General features: G+C 25.6%; 18 protein-coding genes. 2 read left to right on the plus strand and 16 right to left on the minus strand.

What is annotated here, in order from left to right:
- Positions 1 to 59: 59 nt before the first annotated feature.
- From ACJJVK_RS12980 to ACJJVK_RS12990, 3 genes are read right to left on the minus strand one after another with little or no spacing between them, the layout of a single operon-like run.
- Entirely contained in the window at positions 60 to 419 is a 360-nt protein-coding gene (locus ACJJVK_RS12980) for a carboxymuconolactone decarboxylase family protein (protein WP_068360321.1), read from the minus strand.
- A complete protein-coding gene (gene tatC / locus ACJJVK_RS12985; protein ID WP_215995574.1) occupies positions 403 to 1,224 on the minus strand; it encodes a twin-arginine translocase subunit TatC in 822 nt (273 codons plus the stop codon). Before tatC ends, ACJJVK_RS12980 begins: the two co-directional genes overlap by 17 nt.
- Entirely contained in the window at positions 1,224 to 2,192 is a 969-nt protein-coding gene (locus ACJJVK_RS12990) for an SIS domain-containing protein (RefSeq protein ID WP_405566499.1), read from the minus strand. The genes tatC and ACJJVK_RS12990 overlap by 1 nt, the downstream gene beginning before the upstream one ends.
- Before the next feature lie 136 nt (positions 2,193 to 2,328).
- On the opposite strand from ACJJVK_RS12990, the gene ACJJVK_RS12995 reads away from it, so the two are divergent.
- The gene (locus ACJJVK_RS12995; RefSeq protein ID WP_215995572.1) at positions 2,329 to 4,512 is read left to right on the plus strand and encodes an ATP-dependent DNA helicase RecQ; all 2,184 of its coding nucleotides are present in this window, start codon (positions 2,329 to 2,331) and stop codon (positions 4,510 to 4,512) included.
- Here the strand turns inward: ACJJVK_RS12995 and ACJJVK_RS13000 are convergent.
- The 9 genes from ACJJVK_RS13000 to ACJJVK_RS13040 all read right to left on the minus strand — a co-directional run bounded on the left by ACJJVK_RS13000 (position 4,509) and on the right by ACJJVK_RS13040 (position 14,337).
- The gene (locus ACJJVK_RS13000; RefSeq protein ID WP_405566500.1) at positions 4,509 to 5,150 is read right to left on the minus strand and encodes a response regulator; all 642 of its coding nucleotides are present in this window, start codon (positions 5,148 to 5,150) and stop codon (positions 4,509 to 4,511) included. The genes ACJJVK_RS12995 and ACJJVK_RS13000 overlap by 4 nt on opposite strands.
- Before the next feature lie 65 nt (positions 5,151 to 5,215).
- Complete coding sequence (locus ACJJVK_RS13005; RefSeq protein ID WP_405566501.1) at positions 5,216 to 7,150, minus strand: sensor histidine kinase; 1,935 nt, start codon at positions 7,148 to 7,150, stop codon at positions 5,216 to 5,218.
- A 2-nt stretch (positions 7,151 to 7,152) separates the two neighbouring features.
- Positions 7,153 to 7,662 carry a hypothetical protein gene (locus ACJJVK_RS13010; RefSeq protein WP_405566503.1) on the minus strand — a complete coding sequence of 170 codons (510 nt, stop codon included), beginning with the start codon at positions 7,660 to 7,662 and terminating at the stop codon, positions 7,153 to 7,155.
- A gap of 121 nt (positions 7,663 to 7,783) precedes the next feature.
- Positions 7,784 to 9,640 (minus strand): ATP-binding protein, encoded by a 1,857-nt coding sequence (locus tag ACJJVK_RS13015; RefSeq protein ID WP_405566504.1) that lies wholly within the window; start codon positions 9,638 to 9,640, stop codon positions 7,784 to 7,786.
- A gap of 5 nt (positions 9,641 to 9,645) precedes the next feature.
- Positions 9,646 to 10,242, minus strand: a complete 597-nt coding sequence (locus ACJJVK_RS13020) for a hypothetical protein (protein ID WP_405566505.1) — start codon at positions 10,240 to 10,242, stop codon at positions 9,646 to 9,648.
- A 120-nt stretch (positions 10,243 to 10,362) separates the two neighbouring features.
- A complete protein-coding gene (locus tag ACJJVK_RS13025) occupies positions 10,363 to 12,291 on the minus strand; it encodes a sensor histidine kinase (RefSeq protein ID WP_405566506.1) in 1,929 nt (642 codons plus the stop codon).
- Positions 12,270 to 12,839 carry a hypothetical protein gene (locus ACJJVK_RS13030; protein ID WP_405566508.1) on the minus strand — a complete coding sequence of 190 codons (570 nt, stop codon included), beginning with the start codon at positions 12,837 to 12,839 and terminating at the stop codon, positions 12,270 to 12,272. The genes ACJJVK_RS13025 and ACJJVK_RS13030 overlap by 22 nt, the downstream gene beginning before the upstream one ends.
- 98 nt (positions 12,840 to 12,937) lie before the next feature.
- A complete protein-coding gene (locus tag ACJJVK_RS13035) occupies positions 12,938 to 13,615 on the minus strand; it encodes a ZIP family metal transporter (RefSeq protein WP_405566509.1) in 678 nt (225 codons plus the stop codon).
- The gene (locus ACJJVK_RS13040; protein WP_405566511.1) at positions 13,612 to 14,337 is read right to left on the minus strand and encodes a class I SAM-dependent methyltransferase; all 726 of its coding nucleotides are present in this window, start codon (positions 14,335 to 14,337) and stop codon (positions 13,612 to 13,614) included. The genes ACJJVK_RS13035 and ACJJVK_RS13040 overlap by 4 nt, the downstream gene beginning before the upstream one ends.
- A 213-nt stretch (positions 14,338 to 14,550) precedes the next feature.
- On the opposite strand from ACJJVK_RS13040, the gene ACJJVK_RS13045 reads away from it, so the two are divergent.
- Entirely contained in the window at positions 14,551 to 15,732 is a 1,182-nt protein-coding gene (locus tag ACJJVK_RS13045; protein WP_405566513.1) for a class I SAM-dependent RNA methyltransferase, read from the plus strand.
- Positions 15,733 to 15,940: 208 nt separating this feature from the next.
- Here ACJJVK_RS13045 and ACJJVK_RS13050 read toward each other — a convergent pair whose 3' ends face one another.
- The 4 genes from ACJJVK_RS13050 to ttcA all read right to left on the minus strand — a co-directional run bounded on the left by ACJJVK_RS13050 (position 15,941) and on the right by ttcA (position 18,960).
- Entirely contained in the window at positions 15,941 to 16,804 is an 864-nt protein-coding gene (locus tag ACJJVK_RS13050) for an alpha/beta fold hydrolase (protein WP_405566515.1), read from the minus strand.
- A gap of 12 nt (positions 16,805 to 16,816) precedes the next feature.
- A complete protein-coding gene (locus tag ACJJVK_RS13055; RefSeq protein WP_405566517.1) occupies positions 16,817 to 17,707 on the minus strand; it encodes an alpha/beta hydrolase in 891 nt (296 codons plus the stop codon).
- A gap of 95 nt (positions 17,708 to 17,802) precedes the next feature.
- Positions 17,803 to 18,138, minus strand: a complete 336-nt coding sequence (locus tag ACJJVK_RS13060; protein WP_405566519.1) for a biotin/lipoyl-containing protein — start codon at positions 18,136 to 18,138, stop codon at positions 17,803 to 17,805.
- A 21-nt stretch (positions 18,139 to 18,159) separates the two neighbouring features.
- Positions 18,160 to 18,960, minus strand: coding sequence for a tRNA 2-thiocytidine(32) synthetase TtcA (gene ttcA / locus ACJJVK_RS13065; protein ID WP_215995560.1), 801 nt, complete (start codon positions 18,958 to 18,960; stop codon positions 18,160 to 18,162).
- Positions 18,961 to 18,982 lie beyond the last annotated feature (22 nt).

The raw sequence follows: 18,982 nt of genomic DNA on the forward strand, positions 1-18,982 counted from the left end.
TTTAATTATGTAAATGTATTTAACTTAATTTAGAAAGTTCTTAAAACACTCTTAAACCATTATTCAGTTAAACTTTTTTCTTCTTCTAGAGCTTCCCAATATTCTACAGCTCTTCTTAAATGTGGAATAACAATTGTACCACCAATTAAATTGGCAATAGACATGGTTTCCATCATCTCTTCTTTGCTAACACCATTTTTCATGGCAGCTTCTAAATGATATTGTACACAATCATCACATCTTAAAACCATAGATGCTACTAAACCTAATAGTTCTTTTGTTTTAACAGGTAAGTGCCCTTCTTTAAAAGCATTAGTGTCTAAATTAAATATTCTTTTGATAACTTTATTATCTGAAGCTAAGATTTTATCGTTCATTTTTGCACGATAATCATTAAATTCTTTAACTTTTGTTGGCATTCTTTTCTTGTTTTTTAATAACTCTTCTTGATACGCTAATTCCTATTTCATATAATATTAAGATAGGAATTGCAACTATAACTTGGCTTGCAACATCTGGTGGTGTAATAATAGCTGCTAAAATTAATACAACAACCAAAGCATGTTTTCTATATTTTTTTAAGAATTCTGGTGTAATTAATCCAATTTTGGTAAGAAAATAGATGAGTACAGGCAATTCAAATAAAATAGAAACCCCTAATAACATATTTGTAACCAAACCAATATGAGATTCTAGGGTAAAACTATTTTCAATAGCGTCTGTAATTTGGTAATTGTATAAAAAATGAATTGATATAGGTGCAATTACATAAAAGCTAAACAGTACACCTATAAAAAATAAAAAGGATGCTATAAAAATAAAACCTCTAGATTTTTTAATTTCTTGATCTGTTAATCCTGGTGCTACAAAACGCCAAATTTCCCATAATAAATAAGGGAAAGAAATGATTAAACCTAAAATTAATGAAGACCAAATAGAATTCATTAATTGCGATGTTACTTTTATACTTTGTAATTTTTTATCAGCAAAACTAACATTACAAAACGCACTATCTATACCAAATAACTGAAATAAATCACAAAATAACTGATAGGTGATAAAATCAGGCTTTATATGTGCTAGTAAAAAATGATCGTAAACTTGCTGAGCAAATGCAAAAAATGTAATTGCCAAAATAAAAATTGCGGCTACACTTCTTACTAAATGCCATCTTAATTCCTCTAAATGTCCTAAAAAAGACATTTCTTTTTGTTGTTCTGCCATTAAAAAATCCCTTCTTTAATTAAATCATGTAAATGTACTACTCCTGCATAATTATTTGAATCATCTACAGCTAAAATTTGAGTAATACTATTATTTTCTAGTGTATCTAAAGCATCTATAGCCATTGCATCTTTATGAATCGTTTTTGGGTCTTTACTCATAATGTCTTTAGCTACAAAATCATCAATTTTTGTAGTTTTACTTAGCATTCTTCTAATATCACCATCAGTAATAATACCTATAACTTTATTTTCTTCTACAACAGCTGTAACTCCCAAACGCTTTTCAGACATTTCTATAATTACTTTTGCAATCGTATCATTTTTAGTGACTTGAGGTAATTCATTATTACTGATTAAATCAGTAACTCTTAAATATAAGCGTTTGCCTAAAGCACCTCCAGGATGATATTTTGCAAAGTCTTTACTTGTAAATCCTTTTAAATCTAATAAGCAAACAGCAAGAGCATCACCCATTACTAATTGAGCAGTTGTACTTGTTGTTGGCGCTAAATTATTTGGGCAAGCTTCTTTTTCGACAAAAGTATTTAAAGTAAAATCTGCATTTTTACCTAAATATGAATCTACATTACCAGTAATTGCAATAATTTTATTTCCATAATTTTTTATCAACGGAATTAAAACTTTTATTTCTGGTGTATTTCCACTTTTGGAAATACATATTACTACATCATCATCTAAAACATTACCTAAATCTCCATGAATGGCATCTGCAGCATGCATAAAAACAGCAGGAGTACCTGTAGAATTAAATGTAGCAACAATTTTTGTTGCAATATTGGCGCTTTTACCAACGCCAGTTATTATAACTCTGCCTTTAAAATTGTGAATATATTTCACAGCATTTTCAAAACTACTATCTATAAAATTCGCTAAGTTAGCAATAGCTTTACTTTCTGCAATAATTGTGTTTTTTGCATTTGCAATTATGGTGGTATTATCTTTCAAGCTTTATGTTTTTATCAGAATAAAAAAAAGTTATATCTTTAGATATACGAAACAGGCAAATTTACTATAAAAATAAGTTTCAACAAACAATATAGTAATTGGTTTGCATTTTCTAAAATGATAATTTAATATTTATATGGATTTACATAGTCCTCTTAAAAAATTCTTTGGTTTTAATAAATTTAAAGGATTACAAGAAGAAGTAATAAAGAGTATTGTTAACAATCACAATACTTTTGTAATAATGCCAACAGGAGGAGGGAAATCTCTTTGTTATCAACTACCAGCTTTAATGGCAGAAGGTACTGCAATAGTAGTTTCGCCTTTAATTGCCTTAATGAAAAATCAGGTAGATGCTATTAGAGGTATTTCTGAACATAATGGAGTTGCACATGTATTAAACTCGTCATTAAATAAAACTGAAGTAGCACAAGTTAAAGACGATATTGCAAACGGAATTACAAAATTGTTATATGTTGCACCAGAATCTTTAATAAAAGAAGAGTATGTTACTTTTTTAAGAACTCAAAAAATATCTTTTGTAGCCATAGATGAAGCACATTGTATTTCTGAATGGGGTCATGATTTTAGACCAGAATATAGAAATTTAAAACACATTATTAAAGCTATTGATAGTGTGCCAGTAATCTGTTTAACAGCTACAGCAACAGAAAAAGTACAAGAAGATATTTTAAAAACGCTTGGTATTACAGATGCAAATCGTTTTAAGGCTTCTTTTAATAGAGCTAATTTATTTTATGAAGTTAGACCTAAAACTAAAGAAGTAGAAAAAGATATTATAAGATTTGTTAAGCAAAGAGAAGGTAAGTCTGGAATTATTTACTGTTTAAGTAGAAAAAAAGTAGAAGAAGTAGCACAGATTTTACAGGTTAATGGTTTAAAAGCTGTGCCTTATCATGCAGGTTTAGATGCAAAAACTAGAGTTAAACATCAAGATATGTTCTTAATGGAAGATTGTGATGTTGTAGTGGCAACTATTGCTTTTGGTATGGGAATAGACAAACCTGATGTGCGTTTTGTAATTCATCATGATATTCCTAAAAGTTTAGAAAGTTATTATCAAGAAACAGGAAGAGCTGGTAGAGATGATGGAGAAGGATATTGTTTGGCTTTTTACGCATATAAAGACATAGAAAAATTAGAAAAATTTATGTCTAGTAAACCAGTTGCAGAACAAGAAATTGGACATGCATTATTACAAGAAGTTGTTGGTTATGCAGAAACTTCTATGAATAGGCGTAAATATTTATTGCATTATTTTGGTGAGGAATTTGATGAAGTAAATGGAGAAGGTGCAGATATGGATGATAATTCTCGAAATCCGAAGAAAAAGCACGAAGCTAAAGAACATGTTGCTATTGTTTTACAGGTTGTAAAAGATACATTACAAAAATACAAAGCTAAAGAAGTTGTAAATACAATTGTAGGTAAAGAAAATGCTTTACTTACTTCTCATAAAACTCACTTACAGCCATTTTTTGGTATTGGTAAAGAAAAAGCACCTTCTTATTGGATGGCTTTAATTCGTCAAATATTGGTGGTTAATTTTATCAAAAAAGAAATTGAACAATATGGAGTTATTAAATTAACTAAACATGGTGAAAAATATTTAGAGAAACCAACCACTTTTATGATGACAGAAGATCATTCTTATCATGAAGGAAATGATAATTCTATTATTACCAATTCAAAATCTTCTGGAGGTGTTTCTGATGATAAGTTAGTGAAGTTACTTAAAGATTTAAGGAAAAGAGTAGCAGTAAAACAAGGAGTACCACCTTTTGCCGTTTTTCAAGACCCGTCTTTAGATGATATGGCTTTAAAATACCCAATTACTTTAGAAGAATTATCGAAAGTACATGGAGTAGGAGAAGGAAAAGCTAGAAAATTTGGTAAAGATTTTGTGAAATTAATTGCTACTTATGTAGATGAAAATGATGTTTTAAGACCAGATGATTTAATTGTAAAAAGTACTGGTGTTAACTCCGGATTAAAGTTGTTTATTATTCAAAATACCGATAAAAAATTACCTTTAGAAGATATAGCTAAATCTAAGGGTTTAGAAATGAGTGATTTGATAAAGGAAATGGAGAGAATTATTTTTTCTGGTACAAAAATAAACATTAATTATGCTTTAGATGATTTGTTAGATGAAGATCAGCAAGAAGAAATTCATGAATATTTTATGGAAGCAGAAACTGATAAAATTCAAGATGCCTTAGACGAGTTTGATGGTGATTATGATGATGATGAATTACGTTTAATGCGTATTAAGTTTATTAATGAAGTAGGTAATTAAAACTGATATTTCATATCAATTGCATATTTAACCAATTCATTACCAGAAGCTAAATCTAATTTTCGAATCATGTTTTTTCTATGAGTATCTACTGTTGTTTTAGCAATAAATAATATTTCAGAAATTTCTTTGGATGTACTACCATTTGCAATTAAACCAAGTATTTCTTTTTCTCTGTTAGATAATATAACTTTATCAGATTTACCAATGGTTACATTGTCTTCAATATAATTATTCATAAAATTGAAGGCTACATTTGGGTCAAAAAAAGTTTTACCTTCTGCAACTGTAGCTATTGCTTTAGACAACATTTTTATTCCTGAGTTTTTTAAGATATAACCAGTTGCACCAGCATCTAACATTTGTTTTATAGCATCTGGTTGATCGAACATTGTCATTGCTAAAACATTAATATGTGGCATGTTTTTTTTAATTATTCTTGTGGCTTGAATACCGTCCATAATTGGCATTCTAATATCTGTAATTACTAGTTTAGGTTGTTTTAAACCAACTAAATTTACTAATTCTTCACCATTATTTACAGCACCAATAATGTCTATATTCTCATCAAACTCAAAAAAAGATTTTACTCCATCAATTAACATTTGATGATCTTCTGCCATTATTATTGTTATCATAGTTTTATTTTTTTTATTAAAAATACAATTTTTAATACGTTTAAAAATACCTACAAGTAATGATTTTATAAAATAGGAATATCTAAAATAATAGAACTTCCTTTTCCTAAAGTAGAATCTACTTTAAAACTACCATTTAAATGTTCTATTCTAGTCTTTATAGAACTGATCCCCATTCCGTTATTTAAATTCACTTTTTTAATATCAAAACCTTTTCCATCATCCTCTATAATTATATTTAGGTTTTTATCATATAAAGAAATATTGATGGTTGCATTTTTAGCATCAGCATGTTTAATTATATTGGTAACCAATTCTTGTATAATTCTAAAAAGTGTAATTTCTAAAGTGTTTTCTAAACGTTTATCTAGACCAAAATGAATAACCTCAATTTGAATTTTATCTGCTGATGAAATCTTTTCAGCCATCATTTGTATAGCTAATAACAAACCTTGATTTGCTATAACACCTGCATTTTTAGCGTGTGCAATTCTACGTACTTTTAAATATGCTTCATCAATTAAATTTTCTGTTTTATTAAAAAGTTCTTTTTGATCTATTTTCTTTTTTTCTCTGTTAATTTTTAAGTTTTCGAAATGTAATTTTAAAGTAGCTAAAACAGAACCTAAATTGTCGTGTAAATCTTCTGCAATTCGTTTGCGTTCTTTTTCTTGACCATCTACCATAGCATTTATGGTAGTAATTTCTTGCTCTTTTAAAAGTGTAAGGTTTTTTATAGTTTCTAGTTCTTTTTCTTTTTCTGCTAGTTTTCTTTTTCTTTTGGAGTTTTTTAGAGATAAAGCTGCAATAATACTTATTAAAATAAGTGAAGAAAGAGTGGCAATTAAAAAGCTTAAATTTTGTTTTCTTTTAGTATCTAGTTCAAAAATTTGTTTCTCTTTTTCTACTGTTTTATTCTTAATTTCTAATGAAGAAATTAGATTGTTTTGATTTTTAAAATTTAAGGAAATACTATTTTGGAACCCTAATTTCATAGCTTTAAATGCCGAATCTTTTTTGTTTAAACCATAATACATTTCGCTTATATATAAATTATAGACAAATTTATTTCTTAAAGGCGTTATTTTACTTTCAAAATTTTTACTTTGATTTAAATAATTAATTGCTTCTAAGAATTGTTTTTTTTCAGCTAACTTTCTGGCCAATTCTTTTAAATTTTCGTACTTGTATTTATTAAAAAAAATATCCTTTTTATTTTCTAATAATTTAAGTTCGTATTTTAAATTGGTTAAAGATAGTTCTGTATTATTATAAGAGAGTATGAGTGCTTTTAGATGATAATATTCAATATTTATACTGTTGTTTTTATCGAAAAGAATAATTAAACTTTCTAATTTTTTAAAACAGTCAAGACTTATTTCAGTTCTTTTATCAATTTTTGATTTAAGATCTGTTTTTAACAAACCTATTTCATTTAAATAAATTTTGTACTCGTAATATTTAAAAAGGTATACCTTGTTATTTTTACTTAATTTAAATAGTTGGTCTAAATATTTTTCTACATTAACATCGTTATTTATAATACCATTTTTGAATATATTTAAAATTAAAATTAAAAACTCTCTTTCTAAAAAATCGGTATTTAATTTTTTAGCAAGTTCTAATCCTTTATATGCATAATCAAAGGCTTTTAATCTATCATTATTGTAAGAAATTTCATTTTCAGAAAGAATTAATAAATCTAATAATAATTCAAGATTTTCTTCCCTATTTTTTATAACAATATTTTTTAAAATATCATCTGCGTTGTGTTTTTCAAAACCATTACACTTTTTAATTTCGAAATAAATTTTAATTTTATCTTTTAAACCTGTATTTTCTATCTTAAAAATTACTTCAGAAGCTTTATTGATTTTTAACTGCTGAATATCTTCAAAAAAAATAGCTAATAGATCTCTATCATTAATACTATTCCTTGTTTTTTGAGTAGTAAAAGAAATATTTAATAATATAAAAAGGTAAAATAAATTAAAATACAAACTTATATTAATTTATTATTTCCAACAATACATAATTTTGGGTTTGCAGATGTTATTGATACAAAGTTTTTAATTTCTTCTTTTATTTGAGCAATATAAGTATCAGCTTCCATCGTTTCTATTTCATATGGCGTTTTAAATGAGGTTGTAAAATTAGGAAGCTCATATTCAGAAACTAGTAAAGGTGATAATTCTGTCTCTTTTGCACTTATTCTTTGACAAATTAAATATTGTCCCTTTGTTAATTTAGTTTTTATAGAATCTGTTCCTTTTTGGGTAGATGTATATATTTTAATGTGTATACAACCTTCTGTTTTATCAACCTCAACAATATCATTAATTTTAATTTTTACGGGGCCTTTATAATTTACAATTGAAAATTCGATTTCGTATTCATCATTTTCAATGTTTGTAAATGATGCATAAACGCAATAAAAGGTGCCTAGTTCAAATGAAGCTAATACTAATTGTTTTTCTGTTGAATCTAATTCAATTGATGTTCTAAAATCCATTTTTTACGTTTTTATTTGGTTAGTTATTTTCCAAATATCAAATATATTTGTAGCAATTGTATACCTATAATTAGGTATATCTAAGTTAGCTAAATATAATCAAAAAATATTAGGTAAAGATTTAAGAAACAGGAATATCTAAAATAATAGAGCTTCCTTTTCCTAAAGTGGAATCTACTTTAAAATTACCATTTAAATGTTCTACCCTCGTTTTTATAGAACTTATACCCATTCCGTTATTTAAATTCACTTTTTTAATATCAAAACCTTTTCCATCATCTTCAATAATTATGTTCAGATTTTTATCATACAAAGAAATATTTATAGTTGCATTTTTTGCATCAGCATGTTTTATTATATTGGTTATCAACTCTTGAATGATTCTAAAAAGTGTAATTTCTAAAATATTTTCTAAACGTTTGTCTAGACCAAAATGTATAACTTCAATTTGAATTTTATCTGCAGATGAAATTTTTTCAGCCATCATTTGTATAGCTAATAACAAACCTTGGTTTGCAATAACACCTGCGTTTTTAGCGTGTGCAATTCTTCGAACTTTTAAATAAGCTTCATCAATTAAATTTTCTGTTTTATTAAAAAGTTCTTTTTGATCAATTTTCTTTTTTTCTCTATTGATTTTTAAGTTTTCGAAATGCAATTTTAAAGTAGCTAAAACAGAACCTAAATTGTCGTGTAAATCTTCTGCAATACGTTTGCGTTCTTTTTCTTGACCATCTACCATAGCATTTATGGTAGTAATTTCTTGCTCTTTTAAAAGTGTAAGGTTTTTTATAGTTTCTAGTTCTTTTTCTTTTTCTGCTAGTTTTCTTTTTCTTTTGGAGTTTGTAAGAGATAAAGTACCAATTATACTTATTAAAATTAGAGAAAGTAGTGTAGCAACTAAAAAACTAAAATTTTGTTTTCTTTTAGTATCTAATTCTAAAATCTGCTTTTCTTTTTCTACTGTTTTGTATTTAATATTTAAATTAGATATTTCAATATTATTTTTTAAATAAGCTAATTCATCTTTTTGTTTTACAGAAGCACTTAATACTTTAAAAGCATTTTTATAATCTTTCTTTTTTTTATAAATATCAGATTTATATAAGTTTAGAAAGTAAATCATTTTTAAACTATCATTTTTATCTATATTTTTTTCAGCTTTTTTTAAATATTGTAAAGCTTTATCATAGTCTAACCTAGATTTATATATGTGTGATAAATGTATATAGCATCTTAAATTTATATGTTTTTGATAAGGATGTTTTATTAATGCTAAAGATTTTTTTATGTTTTTCTCTGCTCTTGTATCACCTTCTATTCTGTAATAAATACCTAAAGTAGAATAATAATAAACCCAGAAAGGATGTTCTAATTGAAAGTTATTTATAAGTTTACTAAAATCATTTAATAGTACTTCTTCTAAATCGTGTACACGACTAATCTTTCTTAGCTCAAAATATAAAGTATTGATATAATAGTGGAATTTATCTTCGTCATCTTCTAGAATTTTTTCAAAAGATTTTAGAAGTTTTAAATGTTCATTATTTGTTTGTTCAACCTGTTTATTGTAAAATAAGAAAAGACTAATTAATGAAAACTTATATGCTTCTTTATTATTTGTTTGCTTTGATAATTCTAATGCTTTATTAAAATAATTGAAAGCTGCAATTGAGTTTGGTTTTTTATAAAGTTCAAAATATCCTTTTCTTAAATTGAAAATTATTCTATAAAAATTGTTATTCGTTTTATTTTTTTTACTTACTGTTTTTTCTTTTGTATCACTATTATATAATAGGTTGGTTAAAGAAATAGCTTCTAACTTTAAATTATAATCATTAAAACCTTCTGCAATTTTGTTTGCTTTATCGTAATTTAAGGATTTTAAATAGAAAAAATATTTTCTTTGATTATACTTATCTTGAGAAAGAGATTTAAAACAAATAAGAAATAAAAAATAAAGAAAATATTTTTTCATAAAAATTAAAGAACAATTGACGTTGAATAAGGACAAAAATTACCACCAGTCATACTTTTAACTTCATTACGTGAGTCCCAAGTTTTAGCAATATTTTCATTTCTTACCATATCTTCATTCATTATTTGACCTTCTCTAAAGTAAAATTCAGAATCAAAAATCCCACTGCTTAAGGGAGTATCTCTATTGTTAACTGTGCTATCTTCATCTTTACCTATGTGCATAGGTCTTAAATATCTAGAAGTATTTATTTTTGATTTTATATTTAGTCCAATAAAATCATTAGAAATATCAACCTCAAATAATTCATTTATCATTTCATATTTCCCTTGAATTTCGATATCTAATTTTGCGCCTATCTGTATTTTATTATCGAAAATTGGTTCGATGATTGCTCTTGTAATTCCTAAATTAATTACTCCTTTATAATTCATTAAAAATAATTTAATACTTTTTATATTGTATTTATAATTTTTTGAATCTTCATGCTCTGATGTTTCTATTAAAGCATAAATACTAAAGTAAGTGCCATATAATTGACTTGAATATATGGCTTGAGCATTTTCTGAGTCTCCAAAATTTACATAATTAATCAGTTTCATTTTATATTATTTTTAAGTTAGTGATTAAATCAAATATCAAAAATATTTGTAGCAATTTTATACCTATAATTAGGTATATCTAAGTTAGCTAAATATAATCAAAAAATATTAGGTAAAGATTTAAGAAACAGGAATATCTAAAATAATAGAGCTTCCTTTTCCTAAAGTAGAATCTACTTTAAAATTACCATTTAAATGTTCTATTCTAGTTTTTATAGAACTAATACCCATTCCATTATTTAAATTCACTTTTTTAATATCAAAACCTTTTCCATCATCTTCAATAATAATATTTAGGTTTTTATCATATAAAGAAATATTAATGGTTGCATTTTTTGCATCAGCATGTTTAATTATATTGGTAACCAATTCTTGTATAATTCTAAAAAGTGTAATTTCTAAAGTGTTTTCTAAACGTTTGTCTAGACCAAAATGTATAACATCTATCTGAATTTTATCTGCTGATGATATTTTTTCAGCCATCATTTGTATAGCTAATAACAAACCTTGATTTGCGATAACACCAGCATTTTTAGCGTGTGCAATTCTTCGAACTTTTAAATAAGCTTCATCAATTAAATTTTCTGTTTTATTAAAAAGTTCTTTTTGATCAATTTTCTTTTTTTCTCTATTGATTTTTAAGTTTTCGAAATGCAATTTTAAAGTAGCTAAAACAGAACCTAAATTGTCGTGTAAATCTTCTGCAATTCGTTTGCGTTCTTTTTCTTGACCATCTACCATAGCATTTATGGTAGTAATTTCTTGCTCTTTTAAAAGTGTTAGGTTTTTTATTGTTTCTAATTCTTTTTCTTGTTCTGCAAGTTTTCGTTTACGTTGCGAGTTTTTATAAGAAAGAATATATATAAAACTACCAGTAATTATAGTTAATAAGGCAATTATTAAAAGATTAAAATTTTGTTTTCTTTTAGATTCTATTTGTAAATTTTCTTTTTCTAATTGTAGAATTTGCTTTTCGTTTTCTAAAGTATTGTACTTTTCTTTAATATCTGATATAGCAATAGATTGATTTAATAAATTAAGGCTATCCTTTAATTTATTATGAATTTTTAAGTAGTAAAAAGCACTATCTTTTTGTTGATTTTCTTCAAAACCTTTAGAGATATATAAGTAGTATTTTAGTTTGCTTTGGTTTGCATATTGTTTATTTTCTTTTGCTTTTTTAAAAAGATTTACAGCTTTTTCAAAATTCTTTTTATCATATTCAATTCTACCAAAATTAAAATAAATCTGACTTAGAATTTCCTTAAAAAAAAAGCTATTTTCTTTTAATAGCAACAATTTACTTTTATTAAAATAATAGAAAGCACTATCACTATTTTTATTACCAGGTAAAGTATAAGTAGCTCCAATTATTTGATTTGCTTTTATTTTTGCAAACTTATTTTGAGTTTTTTCTGCAAAGCTTAAGCAATTTTTAAAATGTTTGGCTTTTGGGTATGCTGTTTTATTAAAATAGGCTTTAGAAATTTCAAATCCGTTGTTTAAATATTCGTACCAAAAATTGTCCCAATTAGAATTTTTTATTGCTTTAAATTCACTTAAATATTTGTCTACTTTATTATAGTTTAACGAGTTGTTTCTTTTAAAAAAATAATATAATATTCTTCTTAAAGATTCATTTATTTGTAGAGTATCTTTCCGTTGTTTTGCAACATTTAAAACTTCTAAATAATTATTGTAGATTATAGAATCGTTGTTTTTGGTAGAATAATTTAGATAATCTGTATAATTAAGTTTTAGATTTAAATCTTTGGTAGTTTTTAAAAATTTATTGTCTAAAATTTTGTTTTTTAAGCCTTTAAGATAAAAATCTGTAATATAATAATTAGCTAAATAAATTGAATCTTTACTATTAATTTTTGATAAAACATCTGAAGCTTTAAGAAAATTATAATAGTTTAAATTGTTATAGACTTGTTTATAATACAGATTGTCATCCTCTTTTTTTTGAGAGAAAGAGTAACCGTTTATGAATAAGATAAATATTAAAAATAAATATTTTTTAACTAGTTCACCTTGAGTTTGCATTCAATTTCTGGAGTTTCTTTATCAAAATCTGTAGCAAGTTCATTTATAAAATTTATATGAAAATCCAAAACAGTTCCTTTTTTAATTACAATATTACCCGAAAAGAAAGTTTTGTAATCTTTGTTTTTTAAAAAATAATCATCAGAGTTTTTATCTATAGGACTATTTTTTAGCTTACTGTTTTTATCATCTATTTTTACATCAAATTCAAACTTTTTCTCGTCTTTAAAATACCTTATTTTTTCTATAATTAATTTAGGATCTTTTGTAGTAAAGTTAACAAGGTTAAATTCAATGTCTTTTAACGTAAACTGGCTAGAAAACATACCATTTCTATTGGCATCAAACTTAATTAATAATGCATGCGGAATTTCGTTATTTGTTTTGTCTGTAATTGTACCAAGATGAACTACTTGATTTTTTTTAGAATGAATACTAGTGTTAAAATATTCAATAAGTTTTTTAGGATCTTCGTCATTACTATTCTGTTTGCTTACAGTACATGAACAAAACAAAAGCGTTAGAAATAGAATTTTTAATAATTTCATTTTTCAGTAATTTAATTTCGCCTAAATTTAAACATTTAGTTTATCAATCAGCATACCTATAGCTAGGTATTTTAGGCTACTAAATAATATTTAAAAAGCTACAAAGTAATTATAGTCAGAATTATCCCTAAAAGAATGGCAATAAACTTTTGTAAGTTAAATTTATGATTTTCGGTACTTTCAAAAAGAATGATGGTAGAAATATGTAAGAATACACCTATTATTAAAGCTGTTATTTCTGTTTGATATTCTGTAAAAAACGGAATTTTATCACCTAATAAAACTCCTAAAGGACTCATTAATCCAAAGAAGAAAAGAAAAGAAAAAACTATTTTTTTAGAATATTTTGTGTTGATTAAAAATGTAGTTAATACAATTGCTATCGGAATTTTATGCACAACAATTGCCCACAATAAATTGTCTCCTGAATGATGTATAGGTAACCCTTCAGAAAAAGCATGTAAACACAAACTAACAAATAATAATGTTGGGAATTCTTTGCTATCAGAATGAATATGGATATGTCCATGTTCTGCACCTTTAGAAAAAGACTCTAAAACAGATTGTAAAATAATACCAATCAAAATAAAAATACCAACTATTTTTACATCAGTATTGTTTTTATACACCTCAGGTAATAGGTGTAAAATGGTAACTGATAATAAATAGGCACCACTAAAAGCTAATAATAATCTAACAACTAATTTACTTGGCTTTTTAATCAATATTAATGAAGAACCAACAAAAACAGATAAAATTAATAAGATGTAATTCACTTGGCAACTAAAATTAACCTATTAGAAGTTTGGCTATTAAAATCATTTAAATGATAATCACCAAAAATATTTGTAATGGTAAAACCTACTTTTTCAAAATAGGTTTTCATTTTATTTACATCTAAATATTTTACTCTTTCAGTGTAAGAATGTTGGGCATCATCAGCAAAAAAAGAAATGTTCTTTAAAATAAAACCATCTTTAATTTCTCTTGTTATATGAAAAGTAATATCATCTACAACCTTAGTTTCTTTAGGTACTAAAGTAGCTTTTACTAAATCTGCATTTAAAAAATCAAAAACAAAATAACCGTTATTTTTAATTCCGTTTTTAATATTTTGTAAAATTAAAAGATCTTCATTATCATCTTCAAAATAACCAAAACTGGTAAACAAATTAAAAACTGAATCATATTTATTATTAAAAGGTTCACGCATATCATGCACCTTAAAATTTAATGATTCATTTTCAAATTCTTTAGCAATTTTTATACTATTGGCAGCCAAATCACCACCAGTAACTTTATATCCTAAAGAATTTAAATAAACAGAATGTCGTCCTTTACCACAAGGTAAATCAAGAATATGAGTCGATTTTGGCAAAGCTAAAAATTCAGTTATATTTTTCATAAATAACTGTGCATCCTTATCATTTCTATTTTTGTATAAAATAAAATAATAAGGTGTGTTAAACCAATCTGTAAACCAATCTTTTTGTTTCATCTTTTTGTTAAGTCTGCAAAAGTAACTAAATCTTACTAGTCATAAAACGAAATGTTAAAATATAAGTATCAAGTTTTTTAATATTGAGTAAGGAGTTGTCTTTCTTATAATCTTTTTTGATAACTTATAACAGCAAATTAATAACTATAGGTATTCTCTAAACTTCCAACTTCAAACCTTAAACATCCCACTTTAAATATTTAACTTTGCAGTATGAATAGAGATTTTAAAATGACAGCAACAACACTTTTTGGTTTAGAAGGTGTTTTGGCAGATGAACTGAAGAAATTAGGAGCGCAAGATGTTAAAGAAGCAGTAAGAAGTGTTTCTTTTAGAGGTGATAAAGGTTTTATGTACAAAGCAAATATTGCTTTAAGAACTGCTGTAAGAATTTTAAAACCCATAAAAACGTGTAAAGTTTATGATGAAGAAGATTTATACGAAGCTATTCAGAAAATAAAATGGGAAAATTATTTAGATGCAGAAGGCACTTTTGCAATTGGTGCAGTTGTAAACTCAAAGAATTTTACAAGTAATTCGCATTATATTTCTTTAAAATCTAAAGATGCAATTGCAGATTATTTTAGACACAAATATCATAAAAGGCCAAATGTAGATTTAAAATATCCAGATGTCAAAGTACACATTCATATTCAAAAAGATTGGTTAACAGTTTCTTTAGATTCTTCTGGAGATTCTTTGCATAAAAGAGGGTATAGAACTGCAACAAACATTGCACCTATAAACGAAGTTTTAGCTGCAGGTATGATTTTGTTATCAGGTTACACAGGCGATGAAAATTTTATAGATCCAATGTGTGGTTCTGGTACAATTTTAATAGAGGCAGCAATGATTGCCAATAATATTCCTGCCAACATCAACAGAAAACTTTTTGCTTTTGAGCATTGGAAAGATTATGACGAAGATTTATATTTTACTATTCAAGATTCATTGTTAAAGAAAATTCGTTCTTCTCATTTTAAAATAATGGGTTTTGATAAAGCACCATCTGCTGTTCAAAAAGCAAAAGCCAATGTAGAAAATGCAAATTTAGATGAGTTTATTGGCGTACATCATGTAAACTTTTTTAACTCAACAAAAGAGGTTTTTGGTAACACAACTATTTTGTTCAATCCACCTTATGGAGAACGTTTAAACATAGACACACACGAGTTTTATAAAAAAATAGGTGATACTCTAAAGCACAATTATCCAGGTTCTACAGCTTGGTTAATTACTTCAGATACAGATGCTTTAAAATCTGTTGGGTTAAGAACATCTAAACGAATTGCCTTAAAAAATGGAGATTTAGATTGTAAGTTTGTAAAGTACGAATTGTACGAAGGTACTCGTAAGTTTAAGCCAAGAAAAAACAATTCAGAAGAAGAAGAGTAAACCAAAGCAAGTTAACAAACCAAAATTTTAGACATTTAGATTTATCGAGAATTTTTTAGAAGCTATTTCCTGCTTTACGCACTCGCTTTTTTATTCTGAAAAAGAATAAAAAGAGCTCAAACAAATGCTACAATCAGGGCTAGACTTGTTTGCTTATTTTTAGATTTTCGAATTATCAGAGTTTAAAAATTACAAATTCTCTTTTTAATTATTTTTTTAAACTTAAAATAAATTCGGAGAGTTGTTTTGGTTTTTCTAACATCGGAAAATGCCCACAATCTTCAATAAAATTAATTTTATTTACATTTAAATATTTTTGAAGCTTTTGTGCAGATAAAACAGGGCTTAAAACGTCATTATTTCCCCAAATAATGTGAATATTATTATGGTATAATTTTAGAATATTAATCCATTTTTCGCTGTAAAGTTTTCTTTCTTTAATGCTATAATCAATAAAACTTATTACTTTACCACCATTATTTTTATTTTGCAATAGCCATAAAATTTTAAAATCTTCATTAGAAATAGCATCATCTTTACCTAAAGATTCTTTATAATATTTTTTAAAGAACTCATAAGAAATCGTAATTTTTATAAACTTATTTGTTATTTCATTCTCAATAATATCTTGAGCAGTTTTATTCTTTGTAGCTTCAATTGTTAAGCTACCATTCAGTAAAAAGATCTCTTCAATTTTTATTTTTAATGCGTAAGATTCTACAATATTTAATAGTTCACAAAAAATAGAAGTACCAAAACCATGAGATAAAACCGAAAAAGTTGTAATGTTTAGATGTTTAATTAATTCTAAAATATTTTGTGCATGATCTAGAATAGAATTGTAATAATTCTTTGGTTTAGAAGATAAACCAAAGCCAATTAAATCTACAATAACTATTCTGTAATGTTTTTCTAAATCAGAAATTATTTTATAAAACTCAAAAGAACTAGATCCAAAACCATGAAAAATTAGAAGTGTATTTTTTTTAATTTCGGTATCTATAAAAGATAATTGTTCGTTACTTAAAATAATAGATTTGTGTTTCGCTTCCCACTCTTTTAAATTAATCATTTCAAAAATTAATTAATAGTTAATATACAGTGTTTTTAAAGAATTGTAATTTCTTAAATCTATTTCTTTCAATATCATAAGCAACCATCTAAGAGGATTATTTTCAATTACCAAACACTTTTTATTTTCAATAATTTCTACATTTTTGGGTTGTGTAGTTGCTAAATTTAGTAGTAGGTCTTTTATGTTTGCAATATCATCTTTTCTCCAAAATATTTTTATTGGTATTTTTGAGTCTTTTAAAGCTTTAACCCATCTGTGCCAATACAAAAAGTTTTCTTCATTAAAACTACATAAAACTAAAGTTTCTTTTTGGCCTTCTATTTCATTAAACTTCTGCCAAATGCGTTCTATTTTTTCATTTTCTTTTTGTTCAAGTAGTTTATTATTAAAGAAATTTTTAGTAGAATAATTTCTAAGTACTTCTTTGTATTTAGAAATTTTGCTATTATCAATTAATTTGCTAATTGTTTTTAGCTTTACAAAGTAATCTTTGTTACTACTATTAGATATTGTTATTCCTGTTATTTTAAAGGGTAGTAGGTTCACATTACTTCTATATAAAATTTCTTTTGCAACTTTATCACCATAATTAGATGCAATGATTTGAAATTCTTTTAAATTTAATTTTTTCCAAATTTTTATGCAAACATCTGCTTGATCTATAATTGAATAGCAATAAGAATTAGGCAGCTCTGTGAGGCCAAAACCAAAATGATCGTGAATAACAACTCTGTAAAATTCTGATAATTGAAGGATGATTTTATGAAAATCGTAAGAAATTAAAGGATAACCACTAATTATAACTACAGTATTTTTATGATTTCCTAAATCAATAACAAAGACATTGTTATTATTTACTTTATAGTAATTTCCTAGTTTTTTGAAATCTTTTAGAAGCATATTTGGGGGAATAAGTTAATAATAGAACTTTTTTACTCTAAAAATCTAGAGTATTTTGCTAAGTTAAGAGTTTATATTTAAACTCTATGTTAATTTTATTGTAATTCTTCAATCTTGCAAATCAAGTCATTAGGCTGTAATTTGTTTTTAGGTTTTGTAATGTAAACAAGTTTTCCTGTTGTTAAACTTTCAAATTCTATATAAATAGAATTGTTTTCTAATTCACAAATTATTTGCCCTTCTTTGATTAAATCTCCAACATTTACAAACCATTTAGAGATTTTAAAACTTTTATTTTGAATATTTGGAACTAAAACATCCGTAGTTAATTCAGTATTATATTTAATTTCAAAAACCTCATTTTTAACTAATCTTCTTGAATCTTTTTTGTTGGATTTTAACCAATTTAATACCTTTTTTAACGAATTCATTTTAAATTTTTTAGAAGTAAATTAATCAATAATAGAAAATTTTTCAGAAACTTTACTCTCTAAATTATCAAAATCATACAAATTCTGGTCTAACAAATGCGAAGGGAAAACATTTTGCAAGGCATTCATCATAATTGCATTTCTGTTAGGGAATTCAGACTCCCAATCTGTAATCATTTGTTTTACTTTTTTACGTTGTAAATTTTCTTGAGAGCCACATAAATTACAAGGTATTATAGGAAAATTTTGATGATTTGAGTATGTTTCTATATCACTTTCTTTACAAAAAGCTAAAGGTCTTAAAACGATTAAATCACCAGCATCATTTTTAAATTTTGGCGGCATTGTTTCCATTTTACCTGCAAAAAAGAAGTTTAAGAAAAAGGTTTCTAAAATATCATTTCTATGATGACCTAAAGCCAATTTATTACAACCTAAATCTTTTGCTGCCTCATATAAAGTTCCTCTTCGTAAACGAGAACATAAGCTACATGTAGTTTTGCCTTCTGGAGTTTTATCCATCACAATTTTATAAGTATTTTTTTCAATAATTTTGTAATCTACTTGTAAATTGGTTAGATAATTAGGTAATACTTCTTCTGGAAAATTGGGTTGTTTTTGATCTAGATTTACTGCGATTATATCAAAAGAAATAGGTGCAACTTTCTGAAAATATAATAACATATCTAACAAAGTATAACTGTCTTTACCACCAGATAAACACACCATTATTTTATCTCCTTCAGCAATCATTGTAAATTGTTGTATAGCTTGTGCTGTAGCTTTCTGTAATTTTTTTGTTGTCTGTTTTATAGATTCCATATTTGTAAAAATAAGGTTTGGT

It is taken from the genome of Polaribacter sp. Asnod6-C07 (assembly GCF_045063625.1).
Taxonomy (GTDB): Bacteria; Bacteroidota; Bacteroidia; order Flavobacteriales; family Flavobacteriaceae; genus Polaribacter; species Polaribacter vadi_A.

What these genes read in the sequence shown, in the direction of transcription:
- ACJJVK_RS12980 (WP_068360321.1), bottom strand. Translation starts at nt 419, where the DNA reads ATGCCAACAAAAGTTAAAGAATTTAATGATTATCGTGCAAAAATGAAC.
- tatC (WP_215995574.1), bottom strand. Translation starts at nt 1,224, where the DNA reads ATGGCAGAACAACAAAAAGAAATGTCTTTTTTAGGACATTTAGAGGAA.
- ACJJVK_RS12995 (WP_215995572.1), top strand. Translation starts at nt 2,329, where the DNA reads ATGGATTTACATAGTCCTCTTAAAAAATTCTTTGGTTTTAATAAATTT.
- ACJJVK_RS13000 (WP_405566500.1), bottom strand. Translation starts at nt 5,150, where the DNA reads ATGATAACAATAATAATGGCAGAAGATCATCAAATGTTAATTGATGGA.
- ACJJVK_RS13010 (WP_405566503.1), bottom strand. Translation starts at nt 7,662, where the DNA reads ATGGATTTTAGAACATCAATTGAATTAGATTCAACAGAAAAACAATTA.
- ACJJVK_RS13015 (WP_405566504.1), bottom strand. Translation starts at nt 9,640, where the DNA reads ATGAAAAAATATTTTCTTTATTTTTTATTTCTTATTTGTTTTAAATCT.
- ACJJVK_RS13020 (WP_405566505.1), bottom strand. Translation starts at nt 10,242, where the DNA reads ATGAAACTGATTAATTATGTAAATTTTGGAGACTCAGAAAATGCTCAA.
- ACJJVK_RS13025 (WP_405566506.1), bottom strand. Translation starts at nt 12,291, where the DNA reads ATGCAAACTCAAGGTGAACTAGTTAAAAAATATTTATTTTTAATATTT.
- ACJJVK_RS13030 (WP_405566508.1), bottom strand. Translation starts at nt 12,839, where the DNA reads ATGAAATTATTAAAAATTCTATTTCTAACGCTTTTGTTTTGTTCATGT.
- ACJJVK_RS13040 (WP_405566511.1), bottom strand. Translation starts at nt 14,337, where the DNA reads ATGAAACAAAAAGATTGGTTTACAGATTGGTTTAACACACCTTATTAT.
- ACJJVK_RS13045 (WP_405566513.1), top strand. Translation starts at nt 14,551, where the DNA reads ATGAATAGAGATTTTAAAATGACAGCAACAACACTTTTTGGTTTAGAA.
- ACJJVK_RS13050 (WP_405566515.1), bottom strand. Translation starts at nt 16,804, where the DNA reads ATGATTAATTTAAAAGAGTGGGAAGCGAAACACAAATCTATTATTTTA.
- ACJJVK_RS13055 (WP_405566517.1), bottom strand. Translation starts at nt 17,707, where the DNA reads ATGCTTCTAAAAGATTTCAAAAAACTAGGAAATTACTATAAAGTAAAT.
- ACJJVK_RS13060 (WP_405566519.1), bottom strand. Translation starts at nt 18,138, where the DNA reads ATGAATTCGTTAAAAAAGGTATTAAATTGGTTAAAATCCAACAAAAAA.
- ttcA (WP_215995560.1), bottom strand. Translation starts at nt 18,960, where the DNA reads ATGGAATCTATAAAACAGACAACAAAAAAATTACAGAAAGCTACAGCA.